The organism is Caulobacter sp. GW822-FHT01G02 (assembly GCF_058802865.1).
In genome coordinates this window covers 24,497-38,699 of the sequence record NZ_JBXAON010000003.1, presented here as the reverse complement: position 1 = coordinate 38,699, position 14,203 = coordinate 24,497, and the positions used below count along the sequence as shown (strand labels likewise).

At 68.2% G+C, this 14,203-nt stretch carries 16 protein-coding genes and 1 pseudogene; 10 read left to right on the top strand and 7 right to left on the bottom strand.

Translation table 11 applies throughout. The features are described 5' to 3' along the window. Nucleotides 1-123 precede the first annotated feature (123 nt). Together AC1RNC_RS09215 and AC1RNC_RS09210 are read left to right on the top strand one after the other, a co-directional pair. Complete coding sequence (locus tag AC1RNC_RS09215; protein ID WP_492885596.1) at nucleotides 124-1,254, top strand: sensor histidine kinase; 1,131 nt, start codon at nucleotides 124-126, stop codon at nucleotides 1,252-1,254. Continuing rightward, complete coding sequence (locus AC1RNC_RS09210; protein WP_492885594.1) at nucleotides 1,254-2,012, top strand: LytR/AlgR family response regulator transcription factor; 759 nt, start codon at nucleotides 1,254-1,256, stop codon at nucleotides 2,010-2,012. The genes AC1RNC_RS09215 and AC1RNC_RS09210 overlap by 1 nt, the downstream gene beginning before the upstream one ends. Here the strand turns inward: AC1RNC_RS09210 and AC1RNC_RS09205 are convergent. Together AC1RNC_RS09205 and AC1RNC_RS09200 are read right to left on the bottom strand one after the other, a co-directional pair. Continuing rightward, the gene (locus AC1RNC_RS09205; RefSeq protein WP_492885592.1) at nucleotides 2,009-2,299 is read right to left on the bottom strand and encodes a hypothetical protein; all 291 of its coding nucleotides are present in this window, start codon (nucleotides 2,297-2,299) and stop codon (nucleotides 2,009-2,011) included. The genes AC1RNC_RS09210 and AC1RNC_RS09205 overlap by 4 nt on opposite strands. A 36-nt stretch (nucleotides 2,300-2,335) precedes the next feature. After that, complete coding sequence (locus AC1RNC_RS09200) at nucleotides 2,336-2,953, bottom strand: nitroreductase family protein (protein ID WP_492885590.1); 618 nt, start codon at nucleotides 2,951-2,953, stop codon at nucleotides 2,336-2,338. A gap of 4 nt (nucleotides 2,954-2,957) precedes the next feature. Between AC1RNC_RS09200 and AC1RNC_RS09195 the strand changes: the two are divergent. The 3 genes and pseudogenes from AC1RNC_RS09195 to AC1RNC_RS09185 all read left to right on the top strand — a co-directional run bounded on the left by AC1RNC_RS09195 (nucleotide 2,958) and on the right by AC1RNC_RS09185 (nucleotide 5,337). Next, nucleotides 2,958-3,636: pseudogene (locus AC1RNC_RS09195) on the top strand (NUDIX domain-containing protein). Between the two features lie 76 nt (nucleotides 3,637-3,712). Then, the gene (cysE, locus tag AC1RNC_RS09190) at nucleotides 3,713-4,546 is read left to right on the top strand and encodes a serine O-acetyltransferase (RefSeq protein ID WP_492840217.1); all 834 of its coding nucleotides are present in this window, start codon (nucleotides 3,713-3,715) and stop codon (nucleotides 4,544-4,546) included. Nucleotides 4,547-4,560: 14 nt separating this feature from the next. Further along, complete coding sequence (locus tag AC1RNC_RS09185; protein WP_492885588.1) at nucleotides 4,561-5,337, top strand: glutaminyl-peptide cyclotransferase; 777 nt, start codon at nucleotides 4,561-4,563, stop codon at nucleotides 5,335-5,337. 137 nt (nucleotides 5,338-5,474) lie between these two features. Here AC1RNC_RS09185 and AC1RNC_RS09180 read toward each other — a convergent pair whose 3' ends face one another. Beyond that, nucleotides 5,475-5,636 carry a hypothetical protein gene (locus AC1RNC_RS09180; protein ID WP_492885586.1) on the bottom strand — a complete coding sequence of 54 codons (162 nt, stop codon included), beginning with the start codon at nucleotides 5,634-5,636 and terminating at the stop codon, nucleotides 5,475-5,477. A 73-nt stretch (nucleotides 5,637-5,709) separates the two neighbouring features. On the opposite strand from AC1RNC_RS09180, the gene AC1RNC_RS09175 reads away from it, so the two are divergent. Both AC1RNC_RS09175 and AC1RNC_RS09170 read left to right on the top strand, forming a co-directional pair. Then, on the top strand, nucleotides 5,710-6,675 hold the full coding sequence (locus tag AC1RNC_RS09175; RefSeq protein ID WP_492885585.1) for a LysR substrate-binding domain-containing protein: 966 nt from the start codon (nucleotides 5,710-5,712) through the stop codon (nucleotides 6,673-6,675). 15 nt (nucleotides 6,676-6,690) lie between these two features. Continuing rightward, nucleotides 6,691-6,897, top strand: coding sequence for a DUF3126 family protein (locus tag AC1RNC_RS09170; RefSeq protein WP_099576144.1), 207 nt, complete (start codon nucleotides 6,691-6,693; stop codon nucleotides 6,895-6,897). 22 nt (nucleotides 6,898-6,919) lie between these two features. Here the strand turns inward: AC1RNC_RS09170 and AC1RNC_RS09165 are convergent, their stop codons facing one another. Beyond that, the gene (locus AC1RNC_RS09165) at nucleotides 6,920-8,203 is read right to left on the bottom strand and encodes an MFS transporter (RefSeq protein WP_492885583.1); all 1,284 of its coding nucleotides are present in this window, start codon (nucleotides 8,201-8,203) and stop codon (nucleotides 6,920-6,922) included. 76 nt (nucleotides 8,204-8,279) lie between these two features. Between AC1RNC_RS09165 and AC1RNC_RS09160 the strand changes: the two genes are divergently transcribed. Together AC1RNC_RS09160 and AC1RNC_RS09155 are read left to right on the top strand one after the other, a co-directional pair. After that, nucleotides 8,280-8,894 (top strand): TetR/AcrR family transcriptional regulator, encoded by a 615-nt coding sequence (locus AC1RNC_RS09160; RefSeq protein WP_492885582.1) that lies wholly within the window; start codon nucleotides 8,280-8,282, stop codon nucleotides 8,892-8,894. Nucleotides 8,895-8,902: 8 nt separating this feature from the next. Then, nucleotides 8,903-9,586, top strand: a complete 684-nt coding sequence (locus AC1RNC_RS09155) for a GNAT family N-acetyltransferase (RefSeq protein WP_492885580.1) — start codon at nucleotides 8,903-8,905, stop codon at nucleotides 9,584-9,586. Nucleotides 9,587-9,593: 7 nt separating this feature from the next. Here AC1RNC_RS09155 and AC1RNC_RS09150 read toward each other — a convergent pair whose 3' ends face one another. The 3 genes from AC1RNC_RS09150 to AC1RNC_RS09140 all read right to left on the bottom strand — a co-directional run bounded on the left by AC1RNC_RS09150 (nucleotide 9,594) and on the right by AC1RNC_RS09140 (nucleotide 13,178). Beyond that, the gene (locus AC1RNC_RS09150; protein WP_492885578.1) at nucleotides 9,594-10,241 is read right to left on the bottom strand and encodes a glutathione S-transferase family protein; all 648 of its coding nucleotides are present in this window, start codon (nucleotides 10,239-10,241) and stop codon (nucleotides 9,594-9,596) included. A gap of 8 nt (nucleotides 10,242-10,249) precedes the next feature. Next, nucleotides 10,250-12,229, bottom strand: a complete 1,980-nt coding sequence (locus AC1RNC_RS09145) for an OPT family oligopeptide transporter (RefSeq protein ID WP_492885576.1) — start codon at nucleotides 12,227-12,229, stop codon at nucleotides 10,250-10,252. A 145-nt stretch (nucleotides 12,230-12,374) separates the two neighbouring features. Continuing rightward, nucleotides 12,375-13,178 carry a PhoH family protein gene (locus AC1RNC_RS09140; protein WP_492885574.1) on the bottom strand — a complete coding sequence of 268 codons (804 nt, stop codon included), beginning with the start codon at nucleotides 13,176-13,178 and terminating at the stop codon, nucleotides 12,375-12,377. 327 nt (nucleotides 13,179-13,505) lie between these two features. On the opposite strand from AC1RNC_RS09140, the gene AC1RNC_RS09135 reads away from it, so the two are divergent. Continuing rightward, complete coding sequence (locus AC1RNC_RS09135) at nucleotides 13,506-14,039, top strand: gamma carbonic anhydrase family protein (RefSeq protein ID WP_492885573.1); 534 nt, start codon at nucleotides 13,506-13,508, stop codon at nucleotides 14,037-14,039. The last annotated feature ends 164 nt before the right edge of the window (nucleotides 14,040-14,203 follow it).

Below are 14,203 nucleotides of genomic sequence, written 5' to 3'. Positions count from 1 at the left end.
CGGAGAAGCGCTGTCGGGTCTCGTGCGACCGGGCCGCGTGAGCGGGCGGCGGAGCGACGAAAGCGGGCGCCGGTGCGCCGGACGCGGGCTGCGCTTTCTGCGCCTTCGGCTAAACTGGAAGGCATGACCGCTCCGGACGCCGGCTCAAGATCTTCCCCTCTGTCGCGGCAGGCCGCGATCCTGACCCTGGGCGTCTGGGGACTGGACATGCTGTTGTTCGGTTTGCCGTCCCTGGCCGCGGGCAAGCCGCCATTGGCCGGGGTGACGGCTAGCTATGTCCTGTTCGCAGCCCTGGGGCTGCTGCTGTCGATCCTGGTCTATCGGCGCGCGGGACTGACGACGCGCGAGGACGGGGCGATCCGGTTCGCCGCCCTGGTCCCGACCGTGCTCGGCCTCGCCGCGGTCATCGCCGCGTTCGACATGGTCGTCGGCGGTCCCGTGCGCGCCATGCTGGACGGCGCCCATCCGACGGGGCGGGCCATCGCGGCCCGCGCGGCCAGTCAGTTCCTGATGGCCGCCTGGATGTTCGCCTTGCTGGGCGCGCTATACCTGATGATGATCGCCCTGCGCGTCACCCACGAGCGCGAGCGGCAGCTGGCCGACGCCCGCGCCCAGGCCCTGGCCGCCGAGGCCCAGGCTAGCGCCGCGCGGCTGGCGGCCTTGCGCTACCAGCTCAATCCGCATTTCCTGTTCAACACCCTGAACGCCGTCTCGGCCTCGGTGATCACCGGTCGCAACGACGAGGCCGAGTCGATGCTGGCCCGCCTGGCCGAGTTTCTGCGCCTGACCCTGGCGGCCGATCCCCAGGCGATCATCCCGCTCGAGGACGAACTGGCCACCCTGCAGGCCTATCTGGAGATCGAGAGCGTTCGCTTCCGCGACCGGCTGGGCGTCGAGTTTTCGTGCCCCAACGATCTGCGCGGAGCGCTGGTCCCCAGCTTCGTGCTGCAGCCGCTGATCGAGAACGCGGTCAAGCATGGCGTCGCCCCGACCAGCCGGCCCGTGACGATCCGCCTAGAAGCCTCCCGTGACGGCGATGACTTGGTGGTGATCATCGAGGACGACGGGGAGCCGCCAAATCCTGTTGGAGCTCAGGCGGCGGGCGGCATGGGCGTGGGCCTGACCAATGTCCGCCAGCGGCTGGAGGTGCTGTACGGCGCGCGCGGCGTCTTGCAGGCGGCTCCGCGAGAGCGGGGCTTCCTGGTGCTGATCCGCATCCCGCTGACGCTGGAAACCCAGGCGAGGGCGGCCTGATGCGACTGAAGGTCCTGCTGGTCGACGACGAACCCGCCGCCCTGGAACGGCTGACGGCCCTGTTCGACCAGATCCCCGACACAGAGCTTGTCGGCGTGGCCCGCAATGGTCGCGAGGCGGCCCAGGCCATCGCCGACCTGTCGCCCGATCTCATGATGCTCGACATCCAGATGCCCGAACTGAGCGGCCTGGCCCTTGCCTCGGAGCTACCAGCCGAGCACAGGCCCGAGATCGTCTTCGTCACCGCTTTCGAGGTCTATGCCGCCGACGCTTTCGCGGTGGAGGCCGCCGACTATCTGCTCAAGCCCGTGCGGTTCGACCGCCTGCGCCAGGCCGTCGAGCGGGCTCGCCGCCGCCGCACCTTGCAGAAGGTCTTCGAACAGGCCGAGGCGGCGACCGCGCCGGCTCGGGAAAACGACCTCGACGGCATCTGGGTGGCCACCCGCCACGGCCATGTCCGCGTGGCGGTCAGCGAGATCGACTGGATCGAGGCGGCCAAGGACTACGTCCTGCTGCACACCGCCACCCGCAGCCACATCCACCGCATCACCATGAGCGCCCTGGAGCAGGGGCTGGACCCCAACAAGATGATCCGCGTCCACCGCTCGGCCTTCGTAAGCCCCGACCGGGTCGAGGCGGTCAATCGCCTCGGCAAGGGCCTCATCGCGTTGGTGCTGCGGGACGGTGTCGCGGTGCCGGTGGGGCCGACCTATGTGAAGGCGGTCCAGGCGCGGCTGGGGTTGGCGGTGGAAGCCTAACCCTTCGCCAGCCGCCGCCGGTTGGCCCGCACCTTCTTGCGCAGATGGGCCAGAGAACCCGCCGCGATCGCCGGCCCGGAGGCGCCCAGTTGGCCGGTCATGGCCAGCATCGGCAAGGTCATGCCGGTCGCGACCTTCTCGCCGACCATCAGCTGGGCCTCGGCCTGGGCCGCCGCCCCGCCGGCGGCGAGCTTCATCATGCGCAGGCCGATCACGGTCGAGGCTTCCAGCCCCAGAGACCAGGAATCGAAGGCCAGGCTCGTCCAGGGGTCTTTACGCTTGGCCATGGGGTGTCCTCGTTGTGCTGAAGGAACGCGGCGAGCCTAGCTAGGGCTCCATTCCGTGGTGATCGCCGCCACGTCAGGGCGCACGCGCTCCTGCGGCTGCTCCGTCGCCGTGCCCAGGTACAGATAGCCGGCGACCTGCTCGCCCTCGGCCACACCGAGGATCGCCTTGGCGCGCGGGTCGTAGCTGTACCAGTCGGTGATCCAGTTGGCGCCCCAGCCCAGGGCGGATGCAGCCAACAGCAACTGATGACAAACCGCCGAGGCGCTCTGGCGCTGCTCCCACTCGGGAATCTCGCCCGGAATGAAGCGCGAGATCACGGCCACCGCGACGGGCGGGCGGGTCAGCTTGCGCAGAGCCGCGTTGGCCTTGGCCGGATTGGCCTGGCTGTCGGCCAGCTGGGTGATCCGCTCGGCGAAGGCGTCCTTGGCCGCGCCTTTCAGGATCACGAACCGCCAGGGAGCCAGCTTGCCGTGGTCGGGCACGCGGGCGGCGACGCGCAGGAGGTCGGCCAATTGGGCGTCGTCCGGTCCCGGGGCGGCCAGACTCATGGCCGAGGCCGAGCGCCGCTTGGCCAGGAACGCGACGACTTCGGGCGACGCCTCGATCGGCAGCGTCTCGGCGAATTCAGGGGCAGGGGGAACGGAAGCGGCCAAGACGATCTCTCCGAAGCGATATAAGCCGATCAACTATGGCCGCGGCGCGGCCGCCACAAGTCGCGTGAGCCGCCATGTCCGAAAAGCCCGCCTGGCTGAAGCCGCACGGAAAGCCCTGGGGCGTCTCGTCCCGTCAAGTCGTGTACGACAACCCGTGGATCACCCTGACCGAATACCGGGCCATCGCCCCGACGGGCCGGCCGGCGCTGTACGGCAAGGTGGGTTTCAAGAACCGGGCGATCGGCGTCGTGCCGCTGCACGCGGACGGCACGGTGACCCTGGTCGGGCAGAACCGCTTCTCGCTGGCCAATTACAGCTGGGAGCTGCCCGAAGGCGGCGCGCCGCTGGACGAGGATCCGCTGGACGGCGCCAAGCGCGAACTGGCCGAGGAGGTGGGCCTCCAGGCCGCCGACTGGCGCCAGATCCTGCGGATGGAGCTCTCCAACTCGGTCACCGACGAGATCTGCCACGGCTTTCTAGCCATGGACCTGTCGCCCACCGAGACCGCGCCGGACGAGACCGAGGATCTGGCCGTCGCCCGCGTGCCGTTCCGAGAAGCGCTGGACGCGGCGACCGTCGGCCACATGCCCGACGCAATTACGGTGGCGTTACTGCTGCGGACGCACCATATGGCCGTGCGAGGGGAACTGCCGGCCGAGTTGGCGGCTCTCGTCTTGGAATAGCCGGCTTTCACCGGCTGGTTCGAGCATTTTTCAAAAAAATGCTCTATGAGTACTGCCTCTGGGAAGGGAGAGCCCGATGGCCAAGCCTCTGGAAGTCGTGACGCCGGAGACGGAAACCCCCGTCTGGATCGCCCTGCGCAACCAGGCCGAACATGCCGCCAAGGCCGAGCCGGCCCTGGCCTCGCTGCTGAACGCGGTGATCCTCAGCCACGACAATCTGGCCGACGCCCTGACCTTTCAGCTGGCGCGGAAGCTGGGCGACCAGGAGATGCGGGCGATGACGGCGCGCGAGTTCGCCGCCGAGGCGTTCAAGAGCGATCCCTCGATCGTCGAGGCGGCGGAGGCCGACCTGAAGGCGGTGTTCGAGCGCGATCCCGCCTGCAAGGGCTATGTCCAGCCGTTCCTGTTCTTCAAGGGCTTCCTGGCCCTGCAGACTCACCGCGTGTCGCACTGGCTGTGGACCGAGGGCCGCGAGACCCTGGCCTTCTATCTGCAGAGCCGGTCCAGCGAAGTCTTCCAGGTCGACATCAATCCCGCCGCCAGGATCGGCAAGGGCGTGTTCATCGACCACGGCACCGGCATCGTCATCGGCGAGACCGCGGTGGTCGGCGATGATGTCTCGATGCTGCACGGCGTGACCCTGGGCGGCACCGGCGCCGATCGCGGGGATCGTCACCCCAAGATCGGCAACGGCGTCCTGCTGGGCGCGGGGGCCAAGGTGCTGGGCAACATCACCGTCGGCGACTACGCCAAGATCGCCTCGGGCTCGGTGGTGCTGCGGGCCGTGCCCGCTCACTGCACGGCGGCGGGCGTACCCGCGCGCCTGGTCAACTGCCCGACCTGCGAGGAGCCGGCCCGGACCATGGACCACACCCTGGCCGAGACCGTCTACAACGGCTCCGACATCTGATCGCGCGGATGCCCATGGGCGCCTTCCTTCGCGGCCTGAGTGGGCTGATCCTGTCGTCCGTGCTCGTGACCAGCGCCCTGGCCGCGACCGCGCCGGTCGGCGGCTATACCGTCGTGAAGGCCTATCCGCATGACACCGCCGCCTTCACCGAAGGCCTGTTCTATCGCGACGGCTTCATCTTCGAGAGCACGGGCCTGAAGGGCCGATCGTTCATCCGCAAGTGGAACCTGGAGACCGGCGTTTCCGAGCAGGAGCGCATCGTCGACAGCCGCTATTTCGGCGAGGGCGTCGTCGACTGGAAGAACCGGCTCTATGCGCTGACCTGGACCGACGAGATCGGGATCATCTACGACATCGACAGCTTCGAACGGATCGGCGAGTTCAGCTATCCGGGCGAGGGCTGGGCCCTGACCCGCGACGACAAGCGTATCATGATGAGCGACGGCACTTCGTTCATCCGCTTCTTGGATCCCGACACCCTGAAGGAGACCGGCCGTATCGAGATCACCGACCACGGCGTGCCGGTGCGCAATCTCAACGAGCTGGAATGGGTCAAGGGCGAGCTGCTCGCCAATGTCTGGCAGACCACCCGCATCGCCCGCATCGACATCAAGACGGGCAACGTCGTCGGCTGGATCGAGCTGGCGGGCCTGCTGAAGGAAGCCGGCGTCACCGGGACCCAGGACGACGTGCTGAACGGCATCGCCTATGACGCCGTCGGCGACCGCCTGTTCGTCACCGGCAAGTTGTGGCCCAAGCTCTACGAAATAAAACTCGCACCGACGAAGTAGCTGGCGGAACCACGTTCAGGGGCTGGCGTTTATCTCACGTCCGCCCCTCTACGCCCCCCCGACCTAGTGGGCGGACCTGGGCCCCGGCAGCGTAACGCGCCGGGGCCCAACCCTTATCTGGACCCTGATTTCGCGGATCAGCCCTGCCTGGCGCAGGCGATGGGGGCGGGCTTCTTCAGTGAGATTTGCTCTGTGTGCGGCTGCCGCTTGGCTGTGACGCCGTAGATCACGGCGGTCCAGATCGCCATCAGGGCCAGGACCTGAGGCAGGGTGATGTGTTGCGGAGCGGCGGCGGGCATGCGCGCGACTATCCATCGGTTGCGCGGCTTCGAATAACGACTTATCGGTCGGTCTTCTGTGAGGTTTAATCACATGGCTCGCCGACAGCTGCCCTCCCTGAACGCCCTGCGCGCCTTCGAGGCGTTCGGCCGACATGGGCGCATGACCCTGGCCGCCGCCGAGCTATGCGTGACCCATGGCGCGGTCAGTCGCCAGATCCGCCAACTGGAAGAGCATCTGGGCGTCGCCCTGACCGAAGGCCCGCGCACCCGCCTCCGTATGACCGAGGCCGGGCTGAAGCTGGCCCAGGCCCTGTCGCCGGCCTTCGACCAGATCGAGGCGGCCGTGCCGCGCCCGATCCCTGCGGGCCCCAGGCCGCTGGTCGTCTCCTGCCTGCCGACCTTCGCCATGAAGTGGCTCATCCCGCGCCTGCCGGGCTTCCAGGCGGCGCATCCGGACATCCCGGTGCGGGTGGCGGAGTCCAACGGGCCGTTCGACTTCAAGGCCGACGGGATCGACCTGGCCATCCGCATGCGCTCGCCCGACACGGTGGTGACCTACGACTCGGTGGCGACGCCGTTCATGGAGCACTTCCATGGGCCGGTGATGGCCCCTGAACTGGCCAAAACGCCGATGACCCTGGGGCAGGTCTGCGCCCTGCCGCGCCTGTTGACCCGCACCTTCCCGGAAAGCTGGTCGGACTGGGCGCGCAATTTCGAGGTCGTCGACCTGCCGCCGCCCGTTAGCGAGCAGGAGTTCGATCACTATTTCTACATGCTGGAAGCCGCCGCCGCCGGCATGGGCGTGGCCATCGGGCCGTGGGCCTTCGTGCAGCGCGACCTGGCCAGCGGACGCCTCGTGGCGCCGCTCGGTTTCGCGCCCGGCCGGGCCAAGATCGTGGCCGTCACGCCGCCCGACGGAGCCACCGAAGAGGCCGTCCTTTTTCGCGACTGGCTGCTGGCCGAAGGAGCGTCCACACCTCATCCGCCGGAAGCGCTTGCGCGCCACGCCCCGGACGCTAGTTTCGCCCCGACAACGCGCTCCCGGGCGCATAGCTAGAACAAGAGGCCCCCCGTGGACGCCAACGACATCGCCAAGCTCGAAAAGCACCTGAAGCGCACCTTCGGCAACCCGCACATCGCCGTGAAGCCGCGTCCCAAGCAGAAGGACTCGGCCGAGGTCGAAGTCGCTGGCGAATTCATCGGCGTGCTCTTCCAGGACGAGGACGAGGACGGCTCGTTCATGTTCGAAATGGCCATCCTGGCCGAAGACCTGGACTAACCCTCTCTGATCGCTGCGCGCCTCAGGCCAGAGCTGGCTTGGGGACCGCGCGGCGGATCATCAGCGAGGCCACGCCGGCGACGAGGCCCGCCGCGCCGGCGATGATGAAGGCCTCGACATACTGGCCCTGGCTGGCGCGGATCATGCCCGCGCCGATGGCCGCCGTGGCCGCGCCCAACTGGTGGCCCGCCGCGATCCAGCCAAACACGATCGGGCCGTCGCGCTCGCCAAAGGCCTGGGTGGCCAGGCGTACGGTCGGCGGCACGGTGGCGATCCAGTCGAGGCCGTAGAACACCGCGAACGCCGACAGGCTGATCACCGAGAAGTCCGAGAACGGCAGGTAGATCAGCGAGAGGCCGCGCAGCACGTAGTAGACGAACAGCAGCTTGCGGCTGTCATAGCGGTCGGTCAGCCAGCCCGACGCCGTCGTGCCGAAGAGGTCGAACAAGCCCATCAGCGCCAGCAGGCCAGCGGCCTTGACCTCGGGCATGCCCCGGTCGCCGCAGAAGGCGATCATGTGCACGCCGACCAGGCCGTTGGTGGTCAGGCCGCAGATGAAGAAGCCCAGGAACAGCAGCCAGAAAGTCCGGGTCCTGGCCGCGCGGCCGAGGGCCTGGAAGGCGTAGGCCAGGGCGTTGGCGCCGTTCAGCGGGGCGGGGGCCTCGTAGTCGTCCGGCGCGCCATAGGGTTTAAGGCCGACATCGGCGGGGCGCTCGGGGATCAGCAGCCAGACCAGCGGGGCCAGGACCAGGCAGACGATGGCGACGGTGACCACGACCGGCTTCCAGCCCCCGTGGTCGGCGATCAGCGCCATGCCTGGTAGAAAGATCAACGAGCCGGTGGCGGTCGAGGCGGTCAGCAGGCCCAGCATCAGGCCGCGCCGGGCGACGAACCAGCGGTTCACCACCGTCGCCCCCAACACCATGGCCACCGCGCCGCTGCCGAACCCCGCCAGCACGCCCCAGGTCGCCACGTACTGCCATGAGGCGGTCATGAAGGCCGAGAGCCCAGTCGAGGCCGCCATCAGCAGCAAGGCCAGGGTCACGGTCTTGCGCAGGCCGAACGACTGCATCAGCGCCGCCGCGAAGGGGCCCGTGAGGCCGTAGAGGAAGATGCCGACGCCGGCGGCCAGGGAGATGGAGCCGCGATCCCAGCCGAAGGCCTTCTCCAGCGGCAGGATCAGCACGCCCGGCGCGGCGCGCAGGCCGGCGGCGGCCAAAAGGGCCAGGAAGATCGCCCCGGCGACCACGAAGGCGTAGTTCTGGCCGAACGGGCGTTGGCGCGTCAGGCGGCTGGCGGTCGTCATGCGTCGTCTCTATGTAACCGATCGGTACGGGGTTGTTCGGTTACATACGTACCGGTAAGTAACATCGTCAAGCATCATGTCAGATCGAGCACCCGAAGAAATTCTCAAAGGGCCCTATGGTCCTGCGCCGCGCGCCGCCGAACGCATCTTCGACACGGCGCGTGAGCTGTTCTATCGCGAGGGCATCCGCGCGGTCGGGGTCGACGAGATCGTCACCAAGGCGGGCGTGACCAAACCCAGCCTCTATCGCAGCTACAAGTCCAAGGATGAGCTGGTCGCCGCCGTGCTGCGCGAGGTCGAGGCCGGCTTCTGGGCGCGGTTCGAGGCGGCCGAGGCGCTGCATCCGAACGCCCCCAAGGCCCAGATGATCGCCTACTTCCAGGTGCTGGCCGACCGCTCGGGCGGCGACGACTATCGCGGCTGCAACCTGTCCAACGCCGTGGTCGAATACCCCCACCGTGAGCACGCGGGCCGCCAGGTGTCGCAGGTCCACAAGCAGGACCTACGTGATCGTCTCCGGGCCAAGGCGGCCGAGATGGGCGCGTCCGATCCCAAGGCTCTGGGCGACGCCATGATGCTGTTGATCGAGGGCGTCTTCACCTCCAGCCAGATGTTCGATGGGGACGACAAGCCGGCCAAGGCCGTGGTGGGCGCCGTCAAGGCGTTGATCGCCGCCTATTGTCCCGCTTGAATGGACGCATGACCGCTCACGTTCTCGACCGCCCCGCTATCTCCACCCTGACGGGGCGCCAGAGCCATCTGGTGGTCCGGCGTGGCGGCGCCGTACGAATGCATCCGGATTTCGGCCTGTTCGCCGGGACGCTGGACGACAGCCCGCAGAGCGCGGCCGATCTGGGCGCGCTGGTCCGGGAGATGGGGACCGTCGGCCTGATCGAACCGACCACGCCGCCGGCCCCGCCCGGGACACAGATCGTCTCCAGTTCGCCGTGCCTGCAGATGGTCGCCGAGACCGTCGCGCCGGCCTGGGACGTGGCCTTCGACATGCTGCCGCTGGGCGACGCCGACGCCGCCGAGATGCTGGCCCTGGCCACCCTGACCAAGCCCGGCCCGTTCTTCTCGCGCACCCACCAGCTGGGCGACTTCATCGGCGTGCGGGTCGCGGGGCAGCTGGTCGCCATGGCCGGCCAGCGGATGCGGCCTGACGGCTATACCGAGGCCAGCGGCGTCTGCGTCCATCCCGACCATCGCGGCAAGGGCTATGCCGCCCGCCTGCTGCGCGAGGTGACGGCCACGATCCTGGCGACGGGCGAGAAGGCCTTCCTGCACAGCTACGCCGACAACGCCACGGCCATCGGGCTGTATGAGTCGCTGGGCTATCGCGGGCGGGCCGAGGTGATGTTCACGATCCTGGCGGCGGATTAGGCCGCGCTTAGTAGGCCAGCCGGCCCTTCATCTCGCCGAATGGGATCATGACGGCCTCGCGATAGGCGGGGCGATCGCGCAGCCGCGCGTACCAGGCCTCGACGTTCGGCGTCTTCGGCCGTTCGATCTCGAGTTCGCAGTAGCGGTAGAGGTGCGTGCCGGCCGGGATGTCGGCCAGTCCCGGCGCATCGCCGCTCAGAAACGGTCGATCGGCCAGCACCTTGTCCAGCAGTTGGAAGTGGCGGGCGCAGGCGGCGAGAGCGGCTTCGACGGCGCGGTTGTCCCGTTGAGCTTCCGGCGTCCGGTACCAACCCCAGAACACGCCGGTCAGGAAGTCGCGCTGCAGGGCGGTCTGGGTCCAGTCCATCCAGCCGTCGGCCTCGGCGCGGTCGGCGGGGGCCTCGGGCCACCAGGCGGGGCCGCCATGCTGGGCGGCGAGATAGCGGAGGATGGCGTGGGACTCCCAGACGACCACGCCGCCGTCGTCGAGGACCGGGACCCGCCCATGCGGGTTCATCGCCAGAAAGTCGGGGTCGTCGAGTCCTCCGTGGTCGCCGCCGGCGGGAACGTGCTCGTGGGGAAGATCAAGCTCCCCCACGAGCCACAGCACTTTCTGGACGTTGAAGGAGGAACGGCGGCCCCAGACCTTCAACATCTCCGGCCTCAGGCCTCGGCCGTCTTCTTGGCCGCGCCGCGCGCCCAGTTGTAGAGGCCGAACACCACGATCGCCGCGGCGATCAGGGACAGGATCATGCCGACGTGCTCGGACGGCGCGAACGGCACGGCGAGAGGCTCGCCCTTGCCAGTCCCGACGATCAGACCGGCCAGGGCGACGTTGAACAGGCTCTCGCCGACGATGAAGCCCGAGGCGACCAGCACGCCGAGGCGCTTGGCGGCCTCGCCGGTGGCGTCCTTGTCGACCAGCTTGTCGTAGACCCAGCCGACGAGGGCGCCGACCACCACGGGGGCGGTGACCGAGCTCGGCAGGTAGATGGCCAGGCCCACGCCCAGGGCCGGCAGGCTGTAGCGGCCGGCCGAGGTCTTGCGCAGGGTCTCGTCGATAGCGACCAGGGCCAGGCCGATCAGGGCGCCAATGCCCAGCAGGCTCCAGTTCAGATCGCCGCCCAGCACGCCCTTGGCCAGGGTCGAGATCAGGGTGGCCTGGGGCGCGGCCAGAGGGTCGTTGGCGATGGCGTTCAGGTTCGGGGCGCCGGCGAAGCCGTTCGACAGGTTCAGCAGCTCCAGCACGAACGGGATCACTATGGCGCCGGAGATGACGCCGATGATCAGGCCGACCTGCTGCTTCCACGGGGTGGCGTCGACCAGTTGGCCGGTCTTCAGGTCTTGCAGGTTGTCATTGGCGACCACGGCCACGGCCAGGACGACGGTGGTGACATAGAGGGCGAAGGCGACCAGGGCCTTGGTGACGTCCGGGCCGATGAGGCCACGGCCGACCGCGCCGACCATCAGCGAGGCGCCCAGCACCGTCAGGATGGCGATGCCCGAGACGGGGCTGTTGGACGAGCCGATCAGGCCGGCCATGTAGCCGCAGACGGCGGCGGCCAGCAGGCCGGCGATCAGCACGTAGCCGACGCCGATGGCGACCAGCGGGACCGTCAGGTGGGCGATCGGGCCGCCGACCAGGAAGTGGGCCAGGAACCAGCCGGCCGGGGCCAGCAACAGCAACGAGATCAGGCCGACGATGGTGATCGGGATGTCCTGCTCGATCCGGGGAATGACGCCGCCGGCCTTGCGGGCCTTGCCGGCGTCCAACGACGAGACCAGACCGCTCCAGATCGGGGCGGCCAGTTTGCCGAGGGTCCAGATGGCGGCCGCGCCGATCACGCCGGCGCCCATGAAGCGGACCTCGGTCTTCCAGACGGTCAGGGCGTGGGTGGCCGCGTCGGCGCCGGGGATCTGGTGGAGCGTGGTCATGATCGGGACGAGCACGCCCCAGGCGATGGCCAGGCCCGCGAACATGGCGATGCCGACGGTGATGCCCATCAGGTGGCCCGCGCCCATCAGGGCCAGCGAGCTGGAGGCGCCGATGCCCGTCGCGCCGGCCCCGGCCTTGAAGTAGCCGGCCACTTCGGCGGCGAAGATCTTGGCGGCGGCCAGGGCGCCGAAGGCGGCCGAGGCCAGGGTGCCCAGGGCGACGGCGACCAGGCCGGCCTTGCCCTCGGCCGCGCCCTCGCGCGAGCCGGTGCCGACCTTCAGCACCTCGGCGGCGGCGACGCCTTCGGGGTAGGGCAGGTTGGAGTTGGTGACCAGGGCCCGGCGCAGGGGGATCGTGTACATCACGCCCAGGATGCCGCCGACGGCGCAGGCGCCGAAGGTGGGAAGGAACGGAACGTGCGCCCACCAGCCGATCATCAGCAGGCCCGGCAGCACGAAGATCACCGACGACAGCGTGCCCGCCGCCGAAGCGATCGTCTGGACGATGTTGTTTTCCTGGATGGTCGCCGTCTTGAACGCCCGCAGCAGGGCCATCGAAATGACGGCGGCGGGGATCGAGGTGGCGAAGGTCAGGCCGACCTTGAGGCCCAGATAGACCTGGGCGGCGGTAAAGACGAGGGTGATCAGGACGCCGAGGAGGACCCCTCTCAGGGTCAGTTCTGTGCGCGGCGCTACGGGGTCGGCCATGAACGAGTCCGGGAAAAGTTAAGACGGCGGACCTTGCACGTCCGACCGCCCGCAACTCAAGCTCGGATTTGGGGCCATGAAGGCCCAAAGGCCCCCGTTTCGGATCGAAACGAGGGCCCCAGGGGATGGTTGTTCTAACGGAGCGCTAGAGGACGCCCAGCATTTCGGCGACCAGCGGGTGACGGACGATGTCACGGTCGGCCAGATGGACGACGGCGATGTTGGCGACCGCCTCGAACCGCGCCGCGACATCGGCCAGGCCCGAGATCCCGGGCAGCAGGTCCGACTGGTTCGGGTCGCCGGTGACGACCATGGTCGAACTCCAGCCCAGGCGCGTCAGCAGCATCTTCAGCTGCATGTAGGTGCAGTTCTGGGCCTCGTCGATGACCACGAAGGCGTTGTTCAGGGTGCGGCCGCGCATGAAGCCGACCGGGGCGATCTCGATCGCGCCCTCGGCCATCAGCGCCCGCATGCGCTTGACCGACAGGCGATCGGTCAGGGCGTCGTAGAGCGGGCGCAGATAGGGGGCCAGCTTGTCCTCCATGTCGCCCGGCAGGTAGCCGATCGACTCGCCGGCCTCGACGGCGGGGCGCGACAGCACGATGCGGCCGACGCGGCCGGCCTCCAGAGCCTCCACGGCCTTGGAGATGGCGATGTAGGTCTTGCCGGTGCCGGCCGGACCCAGCGCCATGACCAGGTTCTTCTCGTCGATGGCTTCCATCAACTGCGCCTGGCCTGGCGACTTTGGTTTTATGGTTTTCAGGTAGCTCTGATCGCGCTCCGGATTGTTGGGCGCGCCATCATGCCCCAAGGGATTCCAGCTGTTCCCCCGTTCGCGAACATCCACCGGCAGGCGACGCACCTTGGCGTCATCACCGTATTGGCCGGTCTCATACGCGCCTTCGCGCGCCATCCGCTTCAGGGCTCGCTTGGTCATCAAAGCCTCCATGAGGGCAATAAAAAAGGACGAGGCCAAAAGGCGTCGTCCTTGGATGTGAGCTGGAAGATAGAGACGAAGTCGCGTGCGCGGCGAGGCGGCCCGGAGGGGCTTCCGCCAAGAACGGTATTGGGAGGCGGTGCTGTACGCCGGAACGCCAAATGCGACACCTTCTTCGTCAGCGGGTGGGCCGATGGCGGTAGTCGCCCCCGACCCGTACGAGATAAGAATCATCCCCGCGTGAGGAAGGTTCCCTCTCGAATCGCCTGACTACAATGGCGCATTATGGTTTCCGGGGTGTTAACCGGAAGATGGCGCGCAAGAAAACGAGGCATACGGATGACTGTCTATTCCCTGGGCGCCACGACGCCGACGCTTCCCCCGCAAGACGAATACTGGATTGCCCCCACGGCCAGCGTGATGGGCAATGTGATTCTCAAGAAGAACGCCAGTATCTGGTGGGGTTCCGTGGTGCGTGGAGACAACGATCCGATCACGATCGGCGAGAACAGCAATGTCCAGGACGGTTCTGTTCTTCACACGGATGCTGGCGTTCCCCTGACCATCGGCGCCAACGTGACCATCGGTCACATGGTGATGCTTCACGGCTGCACGATCGGCGACGGCTCGTTGATCGGCATCGGGGCGGTGGTGCTGAACGGGGCCAGGATCGGTAAGAACTGCCTGATCGGCGCCGGCGCCCTGATCACCGAGGGCAAGGAGATTCCGGATAACTCGATGGTCATGGGCGCGCCGGGCAAGGTGGTGCGCGAGGTCAGCGAGCACCACACCATGATCCTGCAGGGCTCGGCCCTGCACTATGTCGAGAACTGGAAGCGCTACGTCCGCCACCTGAAGGTGGTGGCGGAGTAAGCTGGAGAGATTCAGGGAGCGCCGCACGCTGCTTGGGGGATGCAATGCGACGCTCCCGCTCCTCGCGCGGGTGAGCGCGAGAAGGGCTCACCACGCAAAGGTCTCTCCGCGTGGGGAGACGGCGCGGGCGAGCCCGCTTCCGTTTCGTCTCAAGGTAGTATTGG